The 18,598-nt window shown below is 71.3% G+C and carries 16 protein-coding genes; 8 read left to right on the forward strand and 8 right to left on the reverse strand.

The window, feature by feature from the left end; genetic code table 11:
* Positions 1-122: 122 nt before the first annotated feature.
* The gene (locus K4L06_RS03825; protein WP_221670129.1) at positions 123-1,031 is read right to left on the reverse strand and encodes a LysR family transcriptional regulator; all 909 of its coding nucleotides are present in this window, start codon (positions 1,029-1,031) and stop codon (positions 123-125) included.
* Between the two features lie 97 nt (positions 1,032-1,128).
* Here K4L06_RS03825 and K4L06_RS03830 point away from each other — a divergent pair, with 97 nt between their 5' ends.
* On the forward strand, positions 1,129-1,590 hold the full coding sequence (locus tag K4L06_RS03830; RefSeq protein ID WP_221670130.1) for a carboxymuconolactone decarboxylase family protein: 462 nt from the start codon (positions 1,129-1,131) through the stop codon (positions 1,588-1,590).
* A gap of 174 nt (positions 1,591-1,764) precedes the next feature.
* On the opposite strand, the gene K4L06_RS03835 is transcribed toward K4L06_RS03830, so the two are convergent.
* Positions 1,765-2,565, reverse strand: coding sequence for a class I SAM-dependent methyltransferase (locus tag K4L06_RS03835; RefSeq protein ID WP_221670131.1), 801 nt, complete (start codon positions 2,563-2,565; stop codon positions 1,765-1,767).
* Between the two features lie 320 nt (positions 2,566-2,885).
* Here K4L06_RS03835 and K4L06_RS03840 point away from each other — a divergent pair, with 320 nt between their 5' ends.
* Entirely contained in the window at positions 2,886-3,803 is a 918-nt protein-coding gene (locus K4L06_RS03840) for a DedA family protein/thiosulfate sulfurtransferase GlpE (protein ID WP_221670132.1), read from the forward strand.
* Between the two features lie 2 nt (positions 3,804-3,805).
* On the opposite strand, the gene K4L06_RS03845 is transcribed toward K4L06_RS03840, so the two are convergent.
* Complete coding sequence (locus tag K4L06_RS03845; protein ID WP_221670133.1) at positions 3,806-4,192, reverse strand: VOC family protein; 387 nt, start codon at positions 4,190-4,192, stop codon at positions 3,806-3,808.
* A 105-nt stretch (positions 4,193-4,297) separates the two neighbouring features.
* On the opposite strand from K4L06_RS03845, the gene K4L06_RS03850 reads away from it, so the two are divergent.
* Positions 4,298-4,582 (forward strand): DUF4031 domain-containing protein, encoded by a 285-nt coding sequence (locus K4L06_RS03850; protein WP_221670134.1) that lies wholly within the window; start codon positions 4,298-4,300, stop codon positions 4,580-4,582.
* Positions 4,583-4,657: 75 nt separating this feature from the next.
* On the opposite strand, the gene K4L06_RS03855 is transcribed toward K4L06_RS03850, so the two are convergent.
* The 4 genes from K4L06_RS03855 to K4L06_RS03870 form a co-directional block, all read right to left on the reverse strand.
* Positions 4,658-5,287 (reverse strand): LysE family translocator, encoded by a 630-nt coding sequence (locus K4L06_RS03855; RefSeq protein ID WP_221670135.1) that lies wholly within the window; start codon positions 5,285-5,287, stop codon positions 4,658-4,660.
* 413 nt (positions 5,288-5,700) lie between these two features.
* Positions 5,701-8,862, reverse strand: a complete 3,162-nt coding sequence (locus K4L06_RS03860; RefSeq protein WP_221670136.1) for an autotransporter domain-containing protein — start codon at positions 8,860-8,862, stop codon at positions 5,701-5,703.
* A 254-nt stretch (positions 8,863-9,116) separates the two neighbouring features.
* Positions 9,117-9,776, reverse strand: coding sequence for a response regulator transcription factor (locus tag K4L06_RS03865; protein WP_221670137.1), 660 nt, complete (start codon positions 9,774-9,776; stop codon positions 9,117-9,119).
* Positions 9,773-11,272 carry a HAMP domain-containing protein gene (locus K4L06_RS03870; RefSeq protein WP_221670138.1) on the reverse strand — a complete coding sequence of 500 codons (1,500 nt, stop codon included), beginning with the start codon at positions 11,270-11,272 and terminating at the stop codon, positions 9,773-9,775. The genes K4L06_RS03865 and K4L06_RS03870 overlap by 4 nt, the downstream gene beginning before the upstream one ends.
* 132 nt (positions 11,273-11,404) lie before the next feature.
* Here K4L06_RS03870 and K4L06_RS03875 point away from each other — a divergent pair, with 132 nt between their 5' ends.
* The 5 genes from K4L06_RS03875 (at position 11,405) to K4L06_RS03895 (ending at position 17,810) form a co-directional block, all read left to right on the forward strand.
* Positions 11,405-12,610, forward strand: coding sequence for a DUF418 domain-containing protein (locus K4L06_RS03875; protein ID WP_221670139.1), 1,206 nt, complete (start codon positions 11,405-11,407; stop codon positions 12,608-12,610).
* A 249-nt stretch (positions 12,611-12,859) separates the two neighbouring features.
* A complete protein-coding gene (locus tag K4L06_RS03880; RefSeq protein ID WP_221670140.1) occupies positions 12,860-14,122 on the forward strand; it encodes an HlyD family efflux transporter periplasmic adaptor subunit in 1,263 nt (420 codons plus the stop codon).
* On the forward strand, positions 14,119-16,272 hold the full coding sequence (locus tag K4L06_RS03885; protein WP_221670141.1) for a peptidase domain-containing ABC transporter: 2,154 nt from the start codon (positions 14,119-14,121) through the stop codon (positions 16,270-16,272). The genes K4L06_RS03880 and K4L06_RS03885 overlap by 4 nt, the downstream gene beginning before the upstream one ends.
* Positions 16,273-16,350: 78 nt before the next feature.
* Positions 16,351-16,527, forward strand: coding sequence for a U32 family peptidase (locus tag K4L06_RS03890; RefSeq protein WP_221670142.1), 177 nt, complete (start codon positions 16,351-16,353; stop codon positions 16,525-16,527).
* Between the two features lie 155 nt (positions 16,528-16,682).
* A complete protein-coding gene (locus K4L06_RS03895) occupies positions 16,683-17,810 on the forward strand; it encodes a hypothetical protein (protein WP_221670143.1) in 1,128 nt (375 codons plus the stop codon).
* A gap of 310 nt (positions 17,811-18,120) precedes the next feature.
* On the opposite strand, the gene K4L06_RS03900 is transcribed toward K4L06_RS03895, so the two are convergent.
* On the reverse strand, positions 18,121-18,585 hold the full coding sequence (locus tag K4L06_RS03900; protein ID WP_343225723.1) for a DUF3224 domain-containing protein: 465 nt from the start codon (positions 18,583-18,585) through the stop codon (positions 18,121-18,123).
* Between the last annotated feature and the right edge of the window lie 13 nt (positions 18,586-18,598).

Consider the following 18,598-nt stretch of genomic DNA (forward strand, 5'->3'; position numbering starts at 1 on the left):
CCGTTTCCGTCCGGTCTCGGCGCCTGGAAAGGCCGCCTTGCGTCGCAGCCATTCTCGGCATCGGCTGAGCGCAGGCCTTGCCGTTGTCCCGGCCCGCAAGGGACGCAGGGGATCAAGCCCGCTTAATCCGCTCCGTCCCCGGCCCCGTCCAGCCTCGTCCGCAAACCGGCGAAGCCCTCGCGCATGGCGTCGCTGAAGGCGCGGACGCGGGCGTTGCGGCGCAGGTCCGGGTGGCTGAGCAGCCACAAGTCGGAACCCAGGCCGTCGATCGGCGCGCCGACCCGCGCCAGGCGCCGGTCGGCATCGCCGAGGTAGCACGGAAGCACGGCCAGGCCGATCGCGCTCGCCGCCGCTTCGCGCAGGGCCAGCAGGCTGTCGGCGCGCAGCGCCGCGCGCTGGTCGTAGCCCTGCCGGCGCAGCCACTGCGCCATCGCGATATGCGCCAGGCTGCCGTCCGGCACCACCCAGTCGGCGCGGTCCAGGGCCTCGGCGCCGCCGCGCAGGCGCAGGTTGCGCGCCCGATACACGGCGACCGCGATGCGCGCCAGGCGGCGCCCGATCAACCCCTCCGGCGGCTGTCCGCCGGGACGCAGGGCGACGTCGGCCTCGCGCCGGCCGAGGTCGCGCACGGCGTTGTCGGCGTACAGCTCGATGACGATGCCGGGATGATCGCGGCGGAACTTCGCCAGCAACGGCAGCAGCAGCCCGTGCAGCAGCGGCTCGACCGTGGTCACCCGGATCCGCCCGCTCGGTCGCGCATCCGCGCCGGCGAGACGGCGCTCGGTCTCGCCGATGCGGGTCTCGATCTCGGCCGCGACCGCGATCACCTCGTCGCCGGCCGGCGTCGGCGTGTAGCCGTCGCGGGCGCGTTCGAACAGGCGCGCGCCGAGGCGGCGCTCGATCGCGTTGATCCGGCGGAACACCGTGGGATGGCTCACGCCCAACCGCTTGGCGGCGCCGTTGAGCGAACCGGCGCGGCCGATGGCGAGCAGGAACCGGTAGTCGTCCCAGGCCAGGGATTGTTCGTTCATGCAAACCCAGCTTGCATTACTTGCGGAATGTATTTCATCGACGAACATCCTAGCCTGATCCGGCCGCATCCCCCGATGCCTCCTCAAGGAACCACCGATGTCCGCCCGCCTGGATTACAACGCCGTCGACCCGCAAGGCACCCGCGCGCTCGCCGGCCTGCAGCGCTACGTCGACCACAGCGGCCTGGAGCGCACGCTGATCGACCTGGTCAACGTCCGCGTCTCGCAGATCAACGGCTGCGCCTACTGCATCCGCCTGCACACCGAGGAAGCGGTCGCGCGCGGCGAAAGCCACCGCCGGCTGCATCTGCTGCGGGTCTGGGCGGAAGGCCCGTTCAGCGCCCGCGAGCGCGCCGCGCTGCGCTGGGCCGAGGCGGTCACCGACGTCAACCGCGCGCATCCCTCGGACGACGCCTATGCCGAAGCGCGCGCGCAATTCGCCGACCAGGATCTGGTCGCGCTGACCTACGCGGCGATTGCGATGAACGCCTGGAACCGGCTCGCCATCGCCTTCCGCAAGCCCGATCCGGCGCTGGCCGAGCCCGCGACGCAGGGGTAGCAGCGACGCGAGTCGCGACCAACCGCAGCGCGGCGATACCACGCTGGCTCCGAAGCCGCGCAGCCCCATGCCCTCGAAGCATCGGCTATGCGGTTGCGGCTGCAGCGCTCGCGCACGTCGCTGCGGTTGGTCGCGGTTCGCGTCGCCCTTACCCCTAAGCGCCTAAGCGCGGGCTCAGAACCGGTAACGCACCACCCGGCCGAGGCGGCGCAGCCAGACCCAGCGGTCGTACAGCGCGAACGGCCAACGCTGCGCCGGCGGCAGCGCGGCGATCTCCGGCAACTCCGATACCCGCGGCTCGTCGACGAACTGCAGCCGCGGATGCCAGCGGCCCAGGTCGGTCTGCGCCCAGTCGCCGATCCGCGCCTGGGTGGCGCGGATCATCGGCGCCTTGCGCAACAGGCGCAGCGCCAGCGGGCTGTAGACGTCGCACAGCAATTGGCCGCCGTGCGGGAACGCCTCGATCAGCCGGCGCACCAGTTCGCGCGCGCGGTCTTCGTCGAGGTAGGGAAACAGGCCTTCGGCGATCACCAGCACCGGCCGGTCGCCGTCCAGGCGCGCGATCCAGTCCGGCTCCATGACGTTGATCGGCAGCGTGCGGTAACGGCCGGCGCGCTGCGGCAGCAGTTCCTGCCGCAAGCGGATCACTTCGGGAAAATCCAGGTCGATCCAGTCGACCTCCACGCCCGGTTCGACCCGGAACACGCGCGAGTCCAGTCCGCAGGCCAGATGCAGGACCAGGGTGTCGGCGCGCGACTGCAGCGCGGCGCGGGTCCAGCCGTCGATGACCCGCGCGCGCAGAGCGATGCCGCGGATGTCGACCGGGCGCAGGCGGAAACGGGCGAAGTCGTAGTCGACGCGCCGGATCAGGTCGTCGGCCAGGCCGTCGCGCAGGATCGACGGCGTGGCGCGGTTGTCCATCGCCTTGGCGTACAAGGTGATCAGCAAGGTTTCCTGGCTGCCTTCCAGGCGCATCGGCGGCTCCGCGGACGCCGCCCGCGGATCGGGCGGACCCCGGCATTGTGCGGCCGGCGATGTTACGCGGCAGCGTAGGCGCCGGACATAGCGCAACGGATTTGCGCGAGCGGGTTCACGGACGCGAAGTTGCCGGCGCGCCCGCCGGTGGGCACGACGGCATCGGCGCCTCATGCGCGCGGGCGGCGGTCGTTCGCCGTGGCGCGCGCCGCCGGCGCAGTAGGCGCCCGAACGCTGCCGCAACACTGCGTCGCCGCGAAGCGATTGCGCCGCCGCCGGCGCCGGCCGAGACTGGCGTCCGCCCCGCCCGGAATCGCCCGATGGACACCCTGCTGCACCTGATCCAGACCTACGGCCTGCTCGTGGTCTTCGTCAGCGTGCTGCTCGACCAGGGCGGGCTGCCGGTACCGGCCTATCCGCCGATCATCGTCGCCTCGGCGATCGCGGTCGACCAGCACCAGCCCTTGTGGCCGATCGTGCTGATCGCCGCGCTTGCCGCCCTGCTCGCCGACAGCCTCTGGTACCTGGGCGGGCGCCGCCTCGGCGCCGCCCTGCTGCGGCTGATGTGCAAGGTCTCGCTGTCGCCGGACTCGTGCATCCTGATGACCCGAGGCGTGTACGCACGCTGGGGCGCGCCGTCGCTGATCGTGGCTAAGTTCGTGCCCGGCTTCGCCGCGGTCGCCACCACCCTGGCCGGCGAAACCGGCACCGGCGCGCGCCGCTTCGCCTTCTACGACGGCCTCGGCGCGCTGTTGTGGGCCGGCGTCGCGGTGGCGATCGGCGCGGTGTTCCATCGCGCCGTCAATCAGGTGCTGGCCGGCCTGGAGACGGCCGGCCGCTACGGGTTGCTGGCGATCCTGGCCGCGATCGCCGCCTTCGTCGGCTACAAGCTGCTCAAGCGTCAGCTGTTCCTGCGCGAGTTGCGGATGGCGCGGATCTCGGCCGGCGAACTGTATCGCTTGCTGGAAGACGGCGCCGGCCCGCTGATCCTCGACGTGCGCTCGCACCAGCAGCGCGATGCCGCCGGCTGGATCCCCGGCGCGGTGTTCGTCGCCTCGCTCGACGACGTCGGCGTGGCGCCGCGCGACGAGGTCGTGGTGTATTGCGATTGTCCCAACGAGGCCTCGGCGGCGACCCTGGCGCGCGCGCTGCGGCGGCGCGGCTTCAAGCGGGTGCGGCCGCTGGCCGGCGGCTTCGAGGCCTGGCGCGCGCAGGGTCACGCGGTCGCGCGCGGCTAGGATCAGCGCTCGTAGAACTCGATCGGCAGGCCGTCCGGGTCGGCGCAGAACGTGAAACGTCGACCGGTGTACTCGTCGACCCGCACCGGCTCGACCGCGACCGCATGCGCCTGCAGCTCGGCCACGCAGGCGTCGAGATCGGCGACCGCGAAGGCCAGGTGGCGCAGGCCGCAGGCCTCCGGATAGGACGGCCGCGGCGGCGGATCCGGGAACGAGAACAGTTCGATCTGGCCGCCGTCGGGCAGGGCCAGGTCGAGCTTGTAGGAGCGCCTGGCCTCGCGGTAGACCTCGGCCAGCGGACGCAGGCCCAGCACCTGGGTGTAGAAGCGCTTGGAGCGCGGGTAGTCCGAACAGATCAGGGCGACGTGGTGGATGGCCGACAGTTGCATGGCGACTCCGGCGAACGGCGGGGGTCGCTCGCGATCGGCCGATTGTCGGATACTGGGCGCATCCTGTCGCCGCCGCGCGACGTCCGCATTGCAGGGAGCCCCACCGTGGCCGTGTACGTCGACGATGCCGTCTGGCCCTGGCGCGGCGAGCGCTGGGCGCATTTGATGGCCGACACCCTCGACGAGCTGCACGCCTTCGCCCAGCGCCTGGGCAAGCCGCGGGTGTCGTTCCAGAACAAGGCCAGCGGCTGCCATTACGACGTCAACGCGCCGATGCGCGAGCGCGCGCTGGCGCTCGGCGCGATCGCGATCTCGCGCCACCGCGACCGCGCCCAGGTGCGGGCGATCATCCAGCGCGCGCGCGACCAGGCCGCCGGCCGCGCACCCTGAAGCGCGCCGGTTTCGGGTCGCGGGGACAAAATCGCCGGCGTTCGAGCGCCTGCCCGCCGGCACGCGGCCGGCGGTTCAGCGGCGCGCGTCGGCCGCCATGCGCAGGGCCAGGCCCGACAACACCCCGCCCATCACCCAGCGCTGCGCCGCGATCCAGCGCGGCCGCCCGGCCAGGAACGCGGCGATCGCGCCGGCGCCGGCGACGATCAGCGCGTTGACGCTGACGCTGACCGCGATCTGCACGCAACCCAGCGCCAGCGACTGCAGCATCACGTTGCGCTGCGGGTCGATGAACTGCGGCAACAGGGCCAGGTAGAACATCGCCACCTTGGGATTGAGCAGGCTGGTCAGCAGGCCCATGACGAACAAGCGACGGGTGCTGTCCGGCGGCAGGTCGCGGACCTGGAACGGCGAGCGCCCGCCCGGGCGCACCGCCTGCCAGGCCATCCACAGCAGGTAGGCGGCGCCGCCGATGCGCAGCGCGTCGTAGGCATAGGGCACGGCGAACAGCAGCGCGGTGATGCCGAACGCAGCGGCAAACAGATAGAACAGGAAGCCGACCGCCACCCCGGCCAACGACACCAACCCCGCCTGGCGGCCCTGGCAGATCGAACGCGAGACCAGGTAGACCATGTTCGGCCCCGGCGTCAGCACCATCACCAGGGCCAGGCCGACGAAAGCCAGTAACGACGACAGCTCGAACATGGGCATCTCCGGGTGAGATCGGGGTCGCCGGCCTGCGACGCAACGCCTGTCGTGCCGGGGGTTCATCATCGCCGATGCGGGCATGCGGGGCGAGTGCGCCGGCGTGCCGTGGACGGTTTCAGTGCGGAAAGAGCAAATCCCCCCTGCCCCCCTTTTTCAAAGGGGGGAACAGCAAAAAGCGATCGACATAGGACGGCTGCAAATCGGTCCGGTCGCCTCCCCCCTTTGAAAAAGGGGGGCAGGGGGGATTTGCTTTGGCTTTGGCTTTGGCTTTGGCTTCGCTTCTCCCCACCCGCGACCTAGGCCAAAAACAAAACGCACCGGCCCGAAGGCCGGTGCGTTCTGCCTGGATCGCCTCATCGGCGGAAAAGGGACGAAGGCATCGAGTCGGCCCGATCCCCTCGCCCTCCGCGTCAGAACCGCAGCGAGTAGCGCGCGTTGATGCCGTGGTCGCGCGCCTCGTCGGCGAACTGGCCGGCGTAGTGCAGCTCGAGCAGGCTGTTGGCGCTCAGGCGTGCGGCGACGCCGGTTTCGACCAGGGTCGCGTTGTCGGCCAAAGGCGCGCCGTGGATACGGAACGCTTCGCCGCCGCGCCAGGCCACGTCGACCTCCGGACGCAGGTCGCCGCTGGCGTGGCGACGGCCGATGCCGCCGCGCAGGCTCAGCCAGCTGTCGTCCTGCTGCGAACCCTTGAGGTTGACGTTGAAACGCACGCCGAGCGTCGACAGGTTGACCCGGCTTTCGCCGCTGCGGCCGCTCAACGCCGCCGCGCCGCCGTCTTCCTGGAAGCGGTCGCTGTCGACCCGCACCTGGGCGAACTGGGCGTAGGGCTCGAATTCCCACGCACCGCGCGCCAGGCGGTAGCCGCCTTCGACGAAGGCCTGCTGGCTGTCGGCATCGTACGAAGCGCGGGTGCGGTCGACGAAGCCGTTGAAGCCGATCCGGCGGTCCAGGTCGATGTCGTGGCGGGCGAAGCTCAGGCCGGCGCTGAGGCCGAACGCGCCCCAGTTCTGTCCCGCGTACAGGCCCAGGTGGCGGGTGTCGACGCGGCCCTTGTCGTTGCGGTTGGAGTCGCTGTCGGTGCGGCCGCTGCCGGCGAGCACGCCGATGCGCCAGCCGCCGTCGAAGCGGTAGTCGTAACCGACCAGGGTCGCCGAACCGTTGTACTCGTTGCGCGCGGCGTTGCCGTCGCCATCGAGGGTGCCGCCGGACTTCAGCAGTTCGATCCAGGCGCCCTGAGCCCCGCCCTCGGCGCTGTAGGCAGCGAACGCGCCGCGACCGGCACGGGCGCGGTTCAACGCCGCATCGCGCACGTGGCGACCGTCGTCGACCAGGATCGAACGCAGGCTGGCGTGGCTCTCGCCGCTGAGCGAGCCCAGCGCGACCAGCGCCTGCGCCGGGAACAGCTGGGTCAGCGGCTGCGGAATGCCCTGCCCGACCGCCAGGCGATCGGCGGCGGCCGCGGCCGCGCGCTGGTTCTCGGTCTGCGCCGCGGTCGCCAGCGAAGCGCCGCGGGTCACGTCGACCGACACCGCATTGGCGGCGTAGCTGAGGCCGAACTTCAGGAACGGCGAGAACGCGGTCTGGTCGACCGAGGCGAACTGGCCGACGACGCCGCCGGCGGCGTTGAGGATGTTGAAGTTCTGGCCGAGCAGGTACTGGCCCGGCGCATGCAGCACGATCAGCTTGCCGTCGAGGCTGGCGCGGCCGGTCACGTCGAGGCGGTCGGACTGACCGCCGGCCGAGAGTTCGGCGACGTAGCTGCCGCCGGCGCCCTGCACGTAGTCGCCCTGCACGGTCAGGGTGCCGATCGAATTGCCCGGCGACAGCGCGCCGTCGAGGCGCACGTTGCCGACGATGCGGCCGCTGCCGCCGAGGCCGCCCTTGGCCAGTACCGGCAGCTGGGCCGTGGTCAGGGTGCCGTTGACCACCAGGGTGCCGCTTTCGACCTGCGCCGCGTAGGCGTTGTTGCCGGTCAGCTCGAGCACGCCCTGCTTGACGACGAGGCCGCCGAAGCTGTTGTTGCCGCTCAGGCGCAGCCAGCCGGCGCCGGACTTGGTCAGCTTGCCGCTGCCGCCGATGTCGTTGCGCCAGTCGTCCCAGGCCTTGCCGTCCCAGACCTTGGCGCCGCCGCCCGGACGGTCCATGACCACCTCGGTGTCGACGCGCATCTGACCCGGGCCGTCGATGGCCTTCTTCAGATTGACCAGGCCCCAGCCGTAGACGTCGTCGATGCCGGGCGCGCCCAGATCGGTGGCGGTGGTCAGCAGCACGTCGCGCACCTGGGTGTTGGCCAGGTAGGGGAAGCGTTCCATCAGCAGGCCGAGCGAGCCGACCACGTGCGGGGTGGCCATCGAGGTGCCGCTGAGGTTGCCGTACTCGTGGGTCGGCGTGCCGGCGGTGACTTCGAACGAAATCGTGCCGTCGGGGTTGCGCACCAGGCCGCCGGCCAGGGTGTCGTCGCCGCCGAGCACGGTGGAGTTGATCACCGAACCCGGCGCGGCCACGCACCAGTTGGCCGCCTGCGCGCAGCGCATCGACGAAGCGCTCAGCACCAGGTCCTTGTTGACGTTGACCACGGTCAGCCAGTACGGCTCCAGGTCGGGACGGCCGCGCGGCAGGCTGGCGTACAGGCCGGCCTGCGGCGCGGTCTGCGGGGTCACGCCGGCGACGCCGTGATTGCCCGCCGCCCACACCTGCAGCATGCCCTTGTCCAGCGAGCCGCGGGCGAAGACATCGAAGTACGAGGCGTTGTCCGGGTCGAACAGGTAGCCGTCGAGCTGGGCCAGAGTGTTCGGCTCGGTGGCCAGGCCCCAGCTGTGGTTCAGCGCGCGCACGCCCTGGTCGTTCATGTCGCGGTACATGCCGGCGACGGTCTCGTCTTCCGGACCGACCCGGGTCAGGCTGACCACGCTGTAGCCGGTCGCGGTGCGCTGCCATTCGCGCGCGCTGTTGAACGACCACTTGGCCGCGGTCAGGTCGGCGCCGAAGGCCACGCCGTGCATGCCCTTGCCGTCGCGATTGGCGGCGATGGTGCCGCCGACGTGAGTGCCGTGGGTGTTGAACTCCCAGCCCGGCTGCACGTAGGGGCCGGCCATGATGATGTCGCGGATCTGCTGCGGTACGTTGGCGTTGAAGCCGACGTAGGTGATCTGGGCCTGATCGCCGCGCGAAGTGAAGCAGGCGTTGGCGCCGGTGACCAGGGTGGTGTTGGTGCACAGGCTGCCGTCGGCGAGACGGTCGGCCATCAGCACGGCGCGGTGGTCCTTGCCGGCGAACTCGGGATGAGCGAAGACGGTGCCGCTGTCGTAGACGCCCAGGCGGACGCCCTTGCCGGTCAGGCCGCGCGCATAGGCGTACTGGGCGTTGATCGCGGCCAGGCCCCAATCGGCCTCGAATTCGGCGCTGCGCCAGCTGTCGGGGTTGCCGAGCTGGCCCATCGCGCTTTGCGCGGCGGCCGGTGCGGCGGCGGCGAGCAGGCCGCCGAGGATGGCGAGGGACAGCAGCGAGCGCGGCTGCGCGCCGCGCGAGGAGCGCCCGTCCGTGGCGCGGGTAGTGCGAATATCGCCTTGCATCTTGCAGTGATCTCCTATCGTGTCGAATGGGCGCCGCCTAGCGACGCCCGCTGTCGTACCGGCGCGCAAGCGCCTCGTCCTGGTAGTCGGCATCGGCGCGTTCGGCGCGCCGCTCCGTTCGAAGTCGCGCAGGGCGACCGGCATCTTCACTAACGCGAAGATGCGCGTATCACCCTACCGTCACATGGGCGCGGAGCGCACATGACTTTCGTCACGCGCGCAACGACGCGGTCGCATGGCGCCGCCTTCGACGCTCAGTCGCCGTCGTATTCGGCGTGCATCAGTCCGCGTCGCCAGGCGAACGCCACCGCCTCGGTGCGGTCGGCCAGATGCAGCTTGGCCAGCACGTTGCCCAGATGGGACTTCACCGTCTTCTCGCCGATGTTCAACGCCGCGGCGATGCGCGCGTTGCTGCCGCCTTCGGCCAGTTTGCGCAGCACGTCCAGCTCGCGCTCGGTCAGGCAGGCGAAGGGATCCTCGCGCGGCTCGCGCTTGCGCCGCACCGCCTTGAGGATGCGCTGGGCGACGAAGGGATGGATCACCGCTTCGCCGGCGGCGATCCGGCGCAGGGTCGCCAGCAGCTCGTCGCCGAGCATGCTCTTGAACAGCAGCGACTGCGCGCCGGCCTCGATCGCGGCGAAGGCCAGGTCGTCCTGGTCGGTGGAGGTCAGCACAGCGATCGCGCTGCGCGGGCTCAGCACCTTGATCGCCCGGATCGCCTCGACCCCGTCGACGTCGGGCATCATCAGGTCGATCACGATCAGGTCCGGCGCCAGCTCGCGCGCCAGCTCGATCGCCTCGGCGCCGCCGCCGGCCTCGCCGACCACCTCGAAGTCGTCGGTCAGCATCAGCAGGCTGCGGATGCCCTTGCGTACCACGTCGTGATCGTCGGCCAGCAACACGGTCGTACTCATGCCGGAACTCCTTGCGATTCCAGGTTGAAGGACACGGTCACCACCGTGCCGCTGGAAGAACTGGCCAGGCGGAAGCGTCCGCCCGGCAGGCCGCGCGCGCGCAGGCGCATGTTGGCCAGGCCCATGCCGCGGTCGCGCTCGTCGGCGACGAAGCCGCAGCCGTCGTCCTGCACGGTCCAGCCGTAGCGCGAGCCGGCGCGGTTGAGCACGATCTCGATCCGGCGCGCGCCGCTGTGGCGCAGGCTGTTGGACACCGCTTCGGTGGCGATCAGCAGCAACTGGCCGGCGTGCTGCGGCCATCCGGCCAGGCCGCGCTCGGCCTCGTCGTCGAGCAACAGCCGCCACTCGATCTCGCTGCCGGCGAGCAGGTGCTCGCAGGTGTCCTCCAGGGCCTTGCGCAGGCCTTGCTCGGCCACGGTCGGCGCGGAGAAGCGCTGGATCACGTCGGCGAGGTCGCGCTGCAACTGGCCGGTCAGGCCCAGCGCGGCCTTGATCAGGGTGTCCTGGCGCGGGTCGCGCTGGCCGTCTCGGCCGGCCAGGTGGTCGAGCACGCTCAGCTGCAGGCCGAGGGCGAAGCTGCGCTGCTTGGCGGTGTCGTGCAGGTCGCGCGCCAGGCGATTGCGTTCTTCCGAGACCGCCAGCGCCTGGCGCACCTGGATCAGCTCGCCGAGCCCGTCGGCCATGCGGTCGAAGCGCTGCGACAGGCGGCCGAATTCGTCGCGGCCCGGGTCGTGGATCCGGGCGTCGAGCTGGCCCGCGGCCCAGGCGTCGGCGGCGCGTTCGGCATGGCGGAAGCGGCGGGTCAGCAGGGTCGCCACCGCGACCGCCGACATCGCGCTGATCACCGCCAGGTACAGGGCGATGCCCTCGAAGTCGCCGGAGTCCATGCGGATGAAGCTGGCCAGCGAGCCGCCGACGTGCTGGCCGACGGTCAGGGTCGCGGCGCCGTCCATGCCCACCGGCACCGCCACCGCGGTGATCCAGTCGCCCTGGCGCTCGTGCCTGCGCGGGGTGGACTCGCGCGTCGCCACCGCGTCGCGCTCGGCCTCGCCCAGGGCGCGGGCCAGCGGCGGATCGATCAGCGCCGGATAGGCGCAGCGGCGGCCGTTGCGGTCGCGGTAGCGGATCGCGATGCGGCCGTCGTGAGTGCTGCCGGCGAAGCTGTACAGCGCCATCCACTCCGGCGTGTCCATGCCGACGATGCGCACCAGCAGCGCCTGCAGCACCGCCTCGCATTGCTCGTCGGACATCGCGCCGGTGGCCGGCACCGAGCCCAGCCGTTGCAGCTCGCGCCGCATCGCGCCTTCCAGGGCCGGCGGCGCCATGTCGCGGCGCAGTTCGGCGCGGGCCACGTACAGGCCGAAGCCGGACAGCAGCGCGGTGCTGATCCACGACGCGACCAGCATCCACAGCAGGCATTTCCAGAACAGCCCGCTCCACCAGCCGCGCGCCGGCGTGCGGACGGCCGGCGGCGGGGGTGCGGCGGTTTCGCTCATGACGCCAGTATTCCAGGTTCGGCGCAGGACGAATCCGCCAAACGTCCCGGGTCGGCACCGGCACCGGCCCGATGCGGGCGAACCGCCCCGGCGCGCACGATCGCCGCCGTTCTCCGCCACCGCGATGCCGCCATGACCCGCCCCGTTCGCACCGACGCGCAGCGCATCGAGCAGCTCGATGCGCTGCGCGGTTTCGCCCTGTTCGGCATCCTGATCGTCAACATCGGCGCGTTCGCCTCGCCCTACTACGGCCTGGGCCTGGCCGACCCGGCCTACGACGGCGCGGCCGACCGCGCCGTGCGCTGGCTGGTGGCGGCCGGATTCGAACTCAAGTTCTACCTGCTGTTCTCGTTCCTGTTCGGCTACAGCTTCACCCTGCAGATGGATTCGGCGCAGCGCGCCGGCCAGGCCTTCGTGCCGCGCATGCTGCGCCGCCTGGCCGGCTTGTGGCTGATCGGCCTGGCGCATGCCCTGCTGTTGTTCCACGGCGACATCCTCACCACCTATGCGGTGCTGGGGCTGATCTTGCTGGCGCTGCGGCGGGCGGCGCCGGCGCTGGCCTTGCGCATCGCCGCGGCCTTGTTGCTGCTGACCGCAGCCGGCTGGGCCGCGCTGGCCGCGCTGGCGGCCTGGGACGGGACGGCCGCCGATCCGGCCGCGGCCGCGCTGGCGGCGCAGGCCAACCTGGCCGGCTTCACCGGCGATGCGGCCGCGGTGATCGCCCAGCGCAGCCGCGAACTGGCCTCGACCGGGGTCCTGCTGGCCCTGCTGCAGGCGCCGTGCGCGCTGGCGATGTTCCTGTGCGGGCTGGTCGCCGGACGCCGCCGGCTGCTCGCCGATCCGGAATCCCATCGGCCGTTGCTCCACCGGCTGCGCTGGCTGGGCCTGTGCTGCGGACTGCCGGCCGCCGCGGCGTACGCCTGCGTCGCCGTGTGGCGGCCCGGCGGCGCGCTGGAACTGTTGGCTCTGGCCGGATGCGTATTGACCGCGCCCTGGCTGAGCGCGGGCTACCTGGCCTGGGCGATGACGGCGTTCGCCACCCGCGCCGGTGCGCGTGTCGCCGCCTGGCTGGCGCCGGCCGGACGCATGGCCCTGTCCAACTACCTGCTGCAGTCGCTGGTCTGCGCCTGGGCGTTCAGCGGCTATGGCCTGGGCCTGATGGGGCGCGTTTCGCCGTTGCAGGCCTCGATCTTCGCCCTGCTGCTGTTCGGCGCGCAGACGAGCCTGAGCCGCTGGTGGCTGCGGCGCCGCGCTTACGGCCCGCTGGAGTGGCTGCTGCGCGCGATCACGCTCGGCGCCCGGCCGCGCCGGCGCGTCGCGACCGATGCGACGCGCTGACGCGCGACGCCGAACCGGGACACTGAACCGGGACACTGAAGCGAGACACTCAAGCTAGACACTGAAGTGAGATCGGGCGCGGCTGTAAAACCGTGACCGTCATCGTGCCGCGGCTCTGGCGAGAGCGCGCCGCGATGTCCCACACTCAGCGCCCGGCCCTTCGCGGCAGGAGACACGCAAGCGCTCGTGATCGTCCCCTCATCCGCATTCGCCCGCGCCGCCGCGTCGCCGGTTCCGGACTGAACCGGCGTGCACGACGACCTGTTCCGACGCGAAGCGCTGGATGCGCGCCGGCAACGCTGGCTGGGCCGGATCCGGCTGCCGTTGTCGCGCCTGGGCACGGCGATGGCGGTGCTGGCGATGGCGCTGCTGTTGTCGTTGATCGCGCTGTTCGGTTTCGGCCGCTACACCCGCACCGAACGGGTCGAGGGCGTGCTGGTGCCGCGCGACGGCCTGCTCGCGGTGACCTCGCCCGCCGCCGGCGTCCTGCTGCGCGCGACGGTCGCCGAAGGCCAGCCGGTGCGGCGCGGCCAGGCGCTGCTGGAGATCTCCACCGAACTCGACAGCCCGGCCCTGCGCGCCGGCATCGGCGCGGCGGTCGGCGCCGGCCTGGCCGAACAACGCACGCGCCTGCTCGCCGACCGCGATGCGCTGGAACGCGACCGCGGCACCGAACAAGCCAATCTCGACCAGCGCCTGGCCGCGGCGAAGCGGCGCATCGACCTGGCCCAAGACCAGCTCGCGCTGCGCCAGGAACAGGCCGAACAGGCGCGGCGCCTGGCCGCGCAGGTCGAGCCGCTGCGCGGCGACAAGCTGCTCAGCGAGGTGCAATGGCAGCAGTACCGCGACACCCTGGCCGAAGCGCAGGCGCGGGTGCAGGCGGCGCAACGCGAACGCCTGGACGCCTTGCGCGAACAAGCCGACGCGCAGGCCGAACGGCAGCGCCTGCCGCTGCGGCTGAGCGAGCGCCGCAACCGGATCGAACGCGAGTTGGCCGACGTCGCCCAGGACGATGCGCGCAACGAAGGCCGGCGCCGCCTGGCGGTGCTGGCGCCGCGCGACGGCCGCGTCTCCGGCCTGGCCCTGGTCGAAGGCCAGGCGGTGGCGCCCGGGCAACGCCTGTTGCATCTGCTGCCGCCGCAGGCGCCGCTGCTGGCCGAACTGTGGGTGCCGGACCGGGCGATCGGCCTGATCGCGCCGGGCACCGCGGTGCGTCTGCGCTATCGCGCGTTCCCCTATCAGCGTTATGGCGTGCACGACGGCCAGGTGGTCGAAATCGCGCGCGGCGCGCTGTCGCCGGACGAAATCCGCACCCGCAGCGGTCTGCGGGTCGAGGCGCCGGCCTGGCGCGTGCTGGTCGCGCTGGACCGGCAGCGGATCGGCGCGCATGCGCTGCAGGCGCAGATGCGGGTCGACGCCGACCTGGTGCTGGAGCGGCGGCGGCTGTACGAGTTCGTATTCGCGCCGCTGGCCCTGGCGACGCCGGCCGACGTCGCGGGAGCGCGCCGATGAGCCGGCGCGCGCTGCCGGTGATCCAGCAGAACGAGCTGGCCGAATGCGGCCTGGCCTGCCTGGCGATGATCGCCGCGCACCACGGCCACGACCTCGACCTGGCCAGCCTGCGCCGGCGGTTTCCGGTCTCGCCGCGCGGCGCCACCCTGGCCCGGTTGATCAAGACCGCCGGCGCGCTCGGCCTGGACAGCCGGCCGTTGCGCGCCGAGATCGAGCACCTGGCCGGCGTGCGCCTGCCCTGCATCCTGCACTGGGACCTCAACCACTTCGTCGTGCTCAAGGCGATCGCCGGCGAGCGGGTCGAACTGCACGATCCGGCGATCGGCGCGGTGACCATGTCGCTGGCCGAGTTCGGCCGCCATTACACCGGCATCGCCCTGGAGCTGAGCCCGCGCGCGGATTTCGCGCCGATGCGCGAACGCCGCCGGCTGAGCCTGTCGGCCCTGGCCGGGCGCATCGACGGTCTGCGCCGCGCCGGCGCCCAGGTGCTGGCCCTGGCGCTGTGCCTGGAAGCGTTCACCCTGCTGCTGCCGCTGGCGATGCAGTGGGTGCTGGACCGGGTGCTGGTCGCCGCCGACGTCGATCTGCTGCACCTGCTCGGCGCCGGCTTCCTGGCCGTGGTCGTGTTCCAGTCGGCGCTGACCGCGATGCGCGGCTGGCTGATCGCCGACCTCGGTTCCGCCCTCAACTCGCAATGGCTCAGCAACCTGTTCGGGCATCTGCTGCGCCTGCCGCTGGATTTCTTCGAGAAGCGCCATGTCGGCGGGGTGATGTCGCGCTTCGTCTCGGTGCAGGCGATCCAGCAGACCCTCACCGGCAGCTTCGTCGAAAGCCTGCTCGACGGCCTCACCGCCTTGCTGGTGCTGGGCCTGCTGCTGTTCTACAGCCCGTCGCTGACCGCGCTGGTGCTGGTGGCGCTCGCGCTCTACGCCGGCCTGCGCTGGCTGGCGTTCCGACGCCTGCGCCGGCTCAAGGAAGAGCAGCTGATCCAGGTCGCGCAACAGCAGAGCCTGTTGATCGAGTCGATCCAGGGCATCCAGACCATCAAGCTCGGCAACCAGCAGGAAGAGCGGCGCGCGCGGATCGCCAACGCCGCGGTCGAGGTCGCCCGCCGCGAGGCGGCGATCGGCCGCACCACCGCCGCGTTCGGCGCGCTGTCCAAGCTGGTGTTCGGCGCCCAGCGCGTGCTGTTGATCTGGCTGTGCGCCTGGCTGACCCTGCAAGGCCGTTTCAGCGCCGGCATGATGGTGGTGTTCGTCGCCTACGCGGATCTGTTCGCGACCCGCACCGGCAGCCTGATCGACAAGCTGGTCGACCTGCGCCTGCTCGGCCTGCACGGCCAGCGCATCGCCGACATCGCCCTGGAGCCGCCGGAGCCGCACGTGCACACCGACTACGCCGGGCCGGCGCCGGCGCCGCGGATCGAGGTGCGCGGGGTCAGCTTCCGCTACGCCGACGACGAGCCCTGGATCCTGCGCGACTGCAGCTTCGCGATCGAGGACGGCGAGTCGGTCGCCATCGTCGGCCCGTCCGGCTGCGGCAAGACCACCCTGGCCAAGCTGATCCTGGGCCTGCTGCGGCCCAGCGAAGGCGCGATCCTGATCGGCGGCGTCGACATCCATCGTTACGGCCTGGGCCCCTACCGCGACCGCTTCGGCGCGGTGATGCAGGAGGACGTGCTGTTCGCCGGCTCGATCGGCGAGAACATCGCCGGCTTCGACAGCGCCGCCGATCCGCAGCGGGTCGAGGCCGCCGCGCGCGCCGCGCGCATCCACGACGACATCGCGGCGATGGCGATGGGCTACGAGTCGCTGGTAGGCGACCTGGGCTCGTCGCTGTCCGGCGGGCAGAAGCAGCGCGTGCTGCTGGCGCGCGCGCTGTACCGCCAGCCTTCGATCCTGTTGCTGGACGAAGCCACCAGCCACCTCGACGTCGGCCGCGAACACGAGATCAACCGCGAAGTCGCCGCGCTGCGCATCACCCGCATCGTCATCGCCCATCGTCCCGACACCATCCGCAGCACCGACCGCGTGGTGTCGCTGCGCGACGGCGTGTGCGAACACTTTGAAACATCTCGTTACACCTTGCCGAACCTGTCGCGTATTCAGGGTGAAACTGCGATCACGATTAGCAAACCGCGTGTTTCATAGTTGCTAGGATCGATGCCCACGCCGATGCCGGGACGGCGTTTCATCTTCCTGGCAATCTACGATTCAGGAGAACGCTGCATGAGCAAGCAAGACGTGAATCGCAACAACGAAGCCGTACGTCCGCTCGCCCGCGTCGCCGCGCGCGAACTGTCGCTGGAAGAGATCGCCGCGATCTCGGGCGGCAAGGGCGACACCACCCACGCCACCGGCCCGAACGGCGACGATCCGGGCGATCCGGACGACGGCGCGGTCTGATCGCGCATCGTCTCAGTCGATGAAAAGAGCATGACCCACGCTGCGGCGGACTCGCGTGCGAGCGACGCGCGCGGAAACCTCAGCGACCCGTCATGACGCCGCACGCCCCGCTGGTCGGGGCGTGCGTTTTTCCGCAACCCGATCTTTCCGCCGCCATGCCGATGACCGCTTTCCGCACGCCGCTGATCCTTTCCTCGCTGGCCCACGACATCCACGCTTCGGCCGCGCGCTGGGCGCTGCGCGCCAGCGGCCTGGATGCGGTCTGGGCCGGCTCGCTGGCCGAGTCCGAACTGGGGCCGATGTCGCTGCACTGCGACCCCGACCTGGGCCTGCGCAGCAGCGGCGCGCTCGACCACGAACGCATCGGCGCGATCTGGTACCGCCGGCCGCGCAACCCCGAACACTTCCCGCGCGCCCATCGCAGCGACGAACCCTTCCTGCGCGGCGAGTGGGGCCGCTTCCTCAAGAACCTCTACGCCCTGACCGACACCGGCGCCGACCGGCTGTGGATCAATCGTCCCGCGGCCGCGGCGATGGCCGAGAACAAGCTGGTGCAGCTGCGCGCCGCGCACCGCTGCGGCCTGCGCTTTCCGGCCACGCTGGTCTCGCACGACCCCGACGAGATCCGCCGCTTCGTCGCCCGCCACGGCCGGGTCGTGTACAAGCCGTTCATGACCCACACCTGGCAGGACGCGGAAACCGGGCGCATGTTCAGCACCTATGCGCGCATCGTCGAAGCGGCGATGCTCGACGACGACCAGAGCCTGCTGCACTGTCCGGGCATCTACCAGGTCTACGTCAACAAACGCTGCGACCTGCGCGTGACCGCGATCGGCGACCGCTACTTCGCCGCACGCCTGCATTCGGCCCAGGACGACGGCGTGGTCGACTGGCGCGCACGCCAGGCGGTCGGCGGCCTGCGCGCCGAAGCCGGCGAGCTGTCCGCCGCCGATCGGACCAAGCTGGCCGCGCTGATGCGCGAGCTGGGCCTGGTGTTCGGTTGCATCGACCTGGCTATCGACGGCGACGGCGAAGCGCATTTCCTCGAGGTCAACCAGGCCGGACAGTTCCTGTTCGTCGAAGACCTGCTGCCGTCGCTGCCGCTGCTGCGGGCGATGAGCGCGATGCTGGCCGAAGGCCGTCCGGACTACTCGCTGGCGACGATCGCGCCGGTGTCCTACGCCGACTACTGCGCCAGCGACGAACACCGCGCCTGGTGGGCGCAGGCCAGCGAAACCCTACAGGATCGCAACCCCGCGGCGGCCGGCATCAGCCTGGAATAGCCGGCCGCTTCCAACTCATGGGGTAGGAGCGAGGCGAGTCGCGACCACGGAACGCGCATAGAAGCCCAAGCCGGCGCCCCTCATCGAAGCCGCGTCCCTTCCCTCTGTAGGAGCGGCGTAAGCCGCGACAGGGAAGACGCAGAAAACTCGTTAGCGACGTCGCCACTCGAAGCGCACCGGCTGGCAGTGGCGGGCGCGGATCAAGAGCAAATCCCCCCTGCCCCCCTTTTTCAAAGGGGGGAGTCGTTGGCGTTTCGAAGGGGGCATGCGCCGGGCGAGCGGCGCGGCGGGTTTCGTGCCGCGCCGTCGGTCAGGCGCCGTCCGCCAATGCGTACTCGAATCGATAGAAGTGCGCCCCGCCTTCGCGCACCTCGATGCTCATGCGCCCGCTGAGCCCGAGCAATTCCTCGGTCCCCGAGTCCGGCACCACGTCGATGCTGAGATCGGCGGCGCCCCGGTCCATCACCCCGCGATGCAACAGCAGAAAACTGCCGCGGCGCCCGTCGAGCACGCCCTGCACTTTCTCGAACGCGACATAGCCGGCCGAGCCCTGCACGGCCGTCCCGCCCGCCAGCATCTCGCCGCGGCTGGCGGCGTCGAGATCGCCGTGGAAGCGTTTGTCGATCGCCATCCGCCCGAACAGGCCGACGGCCTCCTCGTGCAAGGGTTGCGGGCTGAGCTTGACCTCGAACGGGCCTTCGGCAATACGGTTCATCGGCGATCCCATGGTGGCGGACACCGGCGCGCTGATCGTGGCGATGCGCGCCGTCGGCACACGATGCCATGCC

The organism is Lysobacter sp. BMK333-48F3 (genome assembly GCF_019733395.1).
Classification (GTDB): domain Bacteria; phylum Pseudomonadota; class Gammaproteobacteria; order Xanthomonadales; family Xanthomonadaceae; genus Lysobacter.

Excerpts from the sequence above, each read along its gene's own strand:
- K4L06_RS03825 (WP_221670129.1), bottom strand. The coding sequence starts at position 1,031 with ATGAACGAACAATCCCTGGCCTGGGACGACTACCGGTTCCTGCTCGCC.
- K4L06_RS03860 (WP_221670136.1), bottom strand. The coding sequence starts at position 8,862 with ATGCAAGGCGATATTCGCACTACCCGCGCCACGGACGGGCGCTCCTCG.
- K4L06_RS03875 (WP_221670139.1), top strand. The coding sequence starts at position 11,405 with ATGACCCGCCCCGTTCGCACCGACGCGCAGCGCATCGAGCAGCTCGAT.
- K4L06_RS03845 (WP_221670133.1), bottom strand. The coding sequence starts at position 4,192 with ATGCAACTGTCGGCCATCCACCACGTCGCCCTGATCTGTTCGGACTAC.
- K4L06_RS03890 (WP_221670142.1), top strand. The coding sequence starts at position 16,351 with ATGAGCAAGCAAGACGTGAATCGCAACAACGAAGCCGTACGTCCGCTC.
- K4L06_RS03855 (WP_221670135.1), bottom strand. The coding sequence starts at position 5,287 with ATGTTCGAGCTGTCGTCGTTACTGGCTTTCGTCGGCCTGGCCCTGGTG.
- K4L06_RS03830 (WP_221670130.1), top strand. The coding sequence starts at position 1,129 with ATGTCCGCCCGCCTGGATTACAACGCCGTCGACCCGCAAGGCACCCGC.
- K4L06_RS03865 (WP_221670137.1), bottom strand. The coding sequence starts at position 9,776 with ATGAGTACGACCGTGTTGCTGGCCGACGATCACGACGTGGTACGCAAG.
- K4L06_RS03885 (WP_221670141.1), top strand. The coding sequence starts at position 14,119 with ATGAGCCGGCGCGCGCTGCCGGTGATCCAGCAGAACGAGCTGGCCGAA.
- K4L06_RS03870 (WP_221670138.1), bottom strand. The coding sequence starts at position 11,272 with ATGAGCGAAACCGCCGCACCCCCGCCGCCGGCCGTCCGCACGCCGGCG.
- K4L06_RS03840 (WP_221670132.1), top strand. The coding sequence starts at position 2,886 with ATGGACACCCTGCTGCACCTGATCCAGACCTACGGCCTGCTCGTGGTC.
- K4L06_RS03895 (WP_221670143.1), top strand. The coding sequence starts at position 16,683 with ATGCCGATGACCGCTTTCCGCACGCCGCTGATCCTTTCCTCGCTGGCC.
- K4L06_RS03835 (WP_221670131.1), bottom strand. The coding sequence starts at position 2,565 with ATGCGCCTGGAAGGCAGCCAGGAAACCTTGCTGATCACCTTGTACGCC.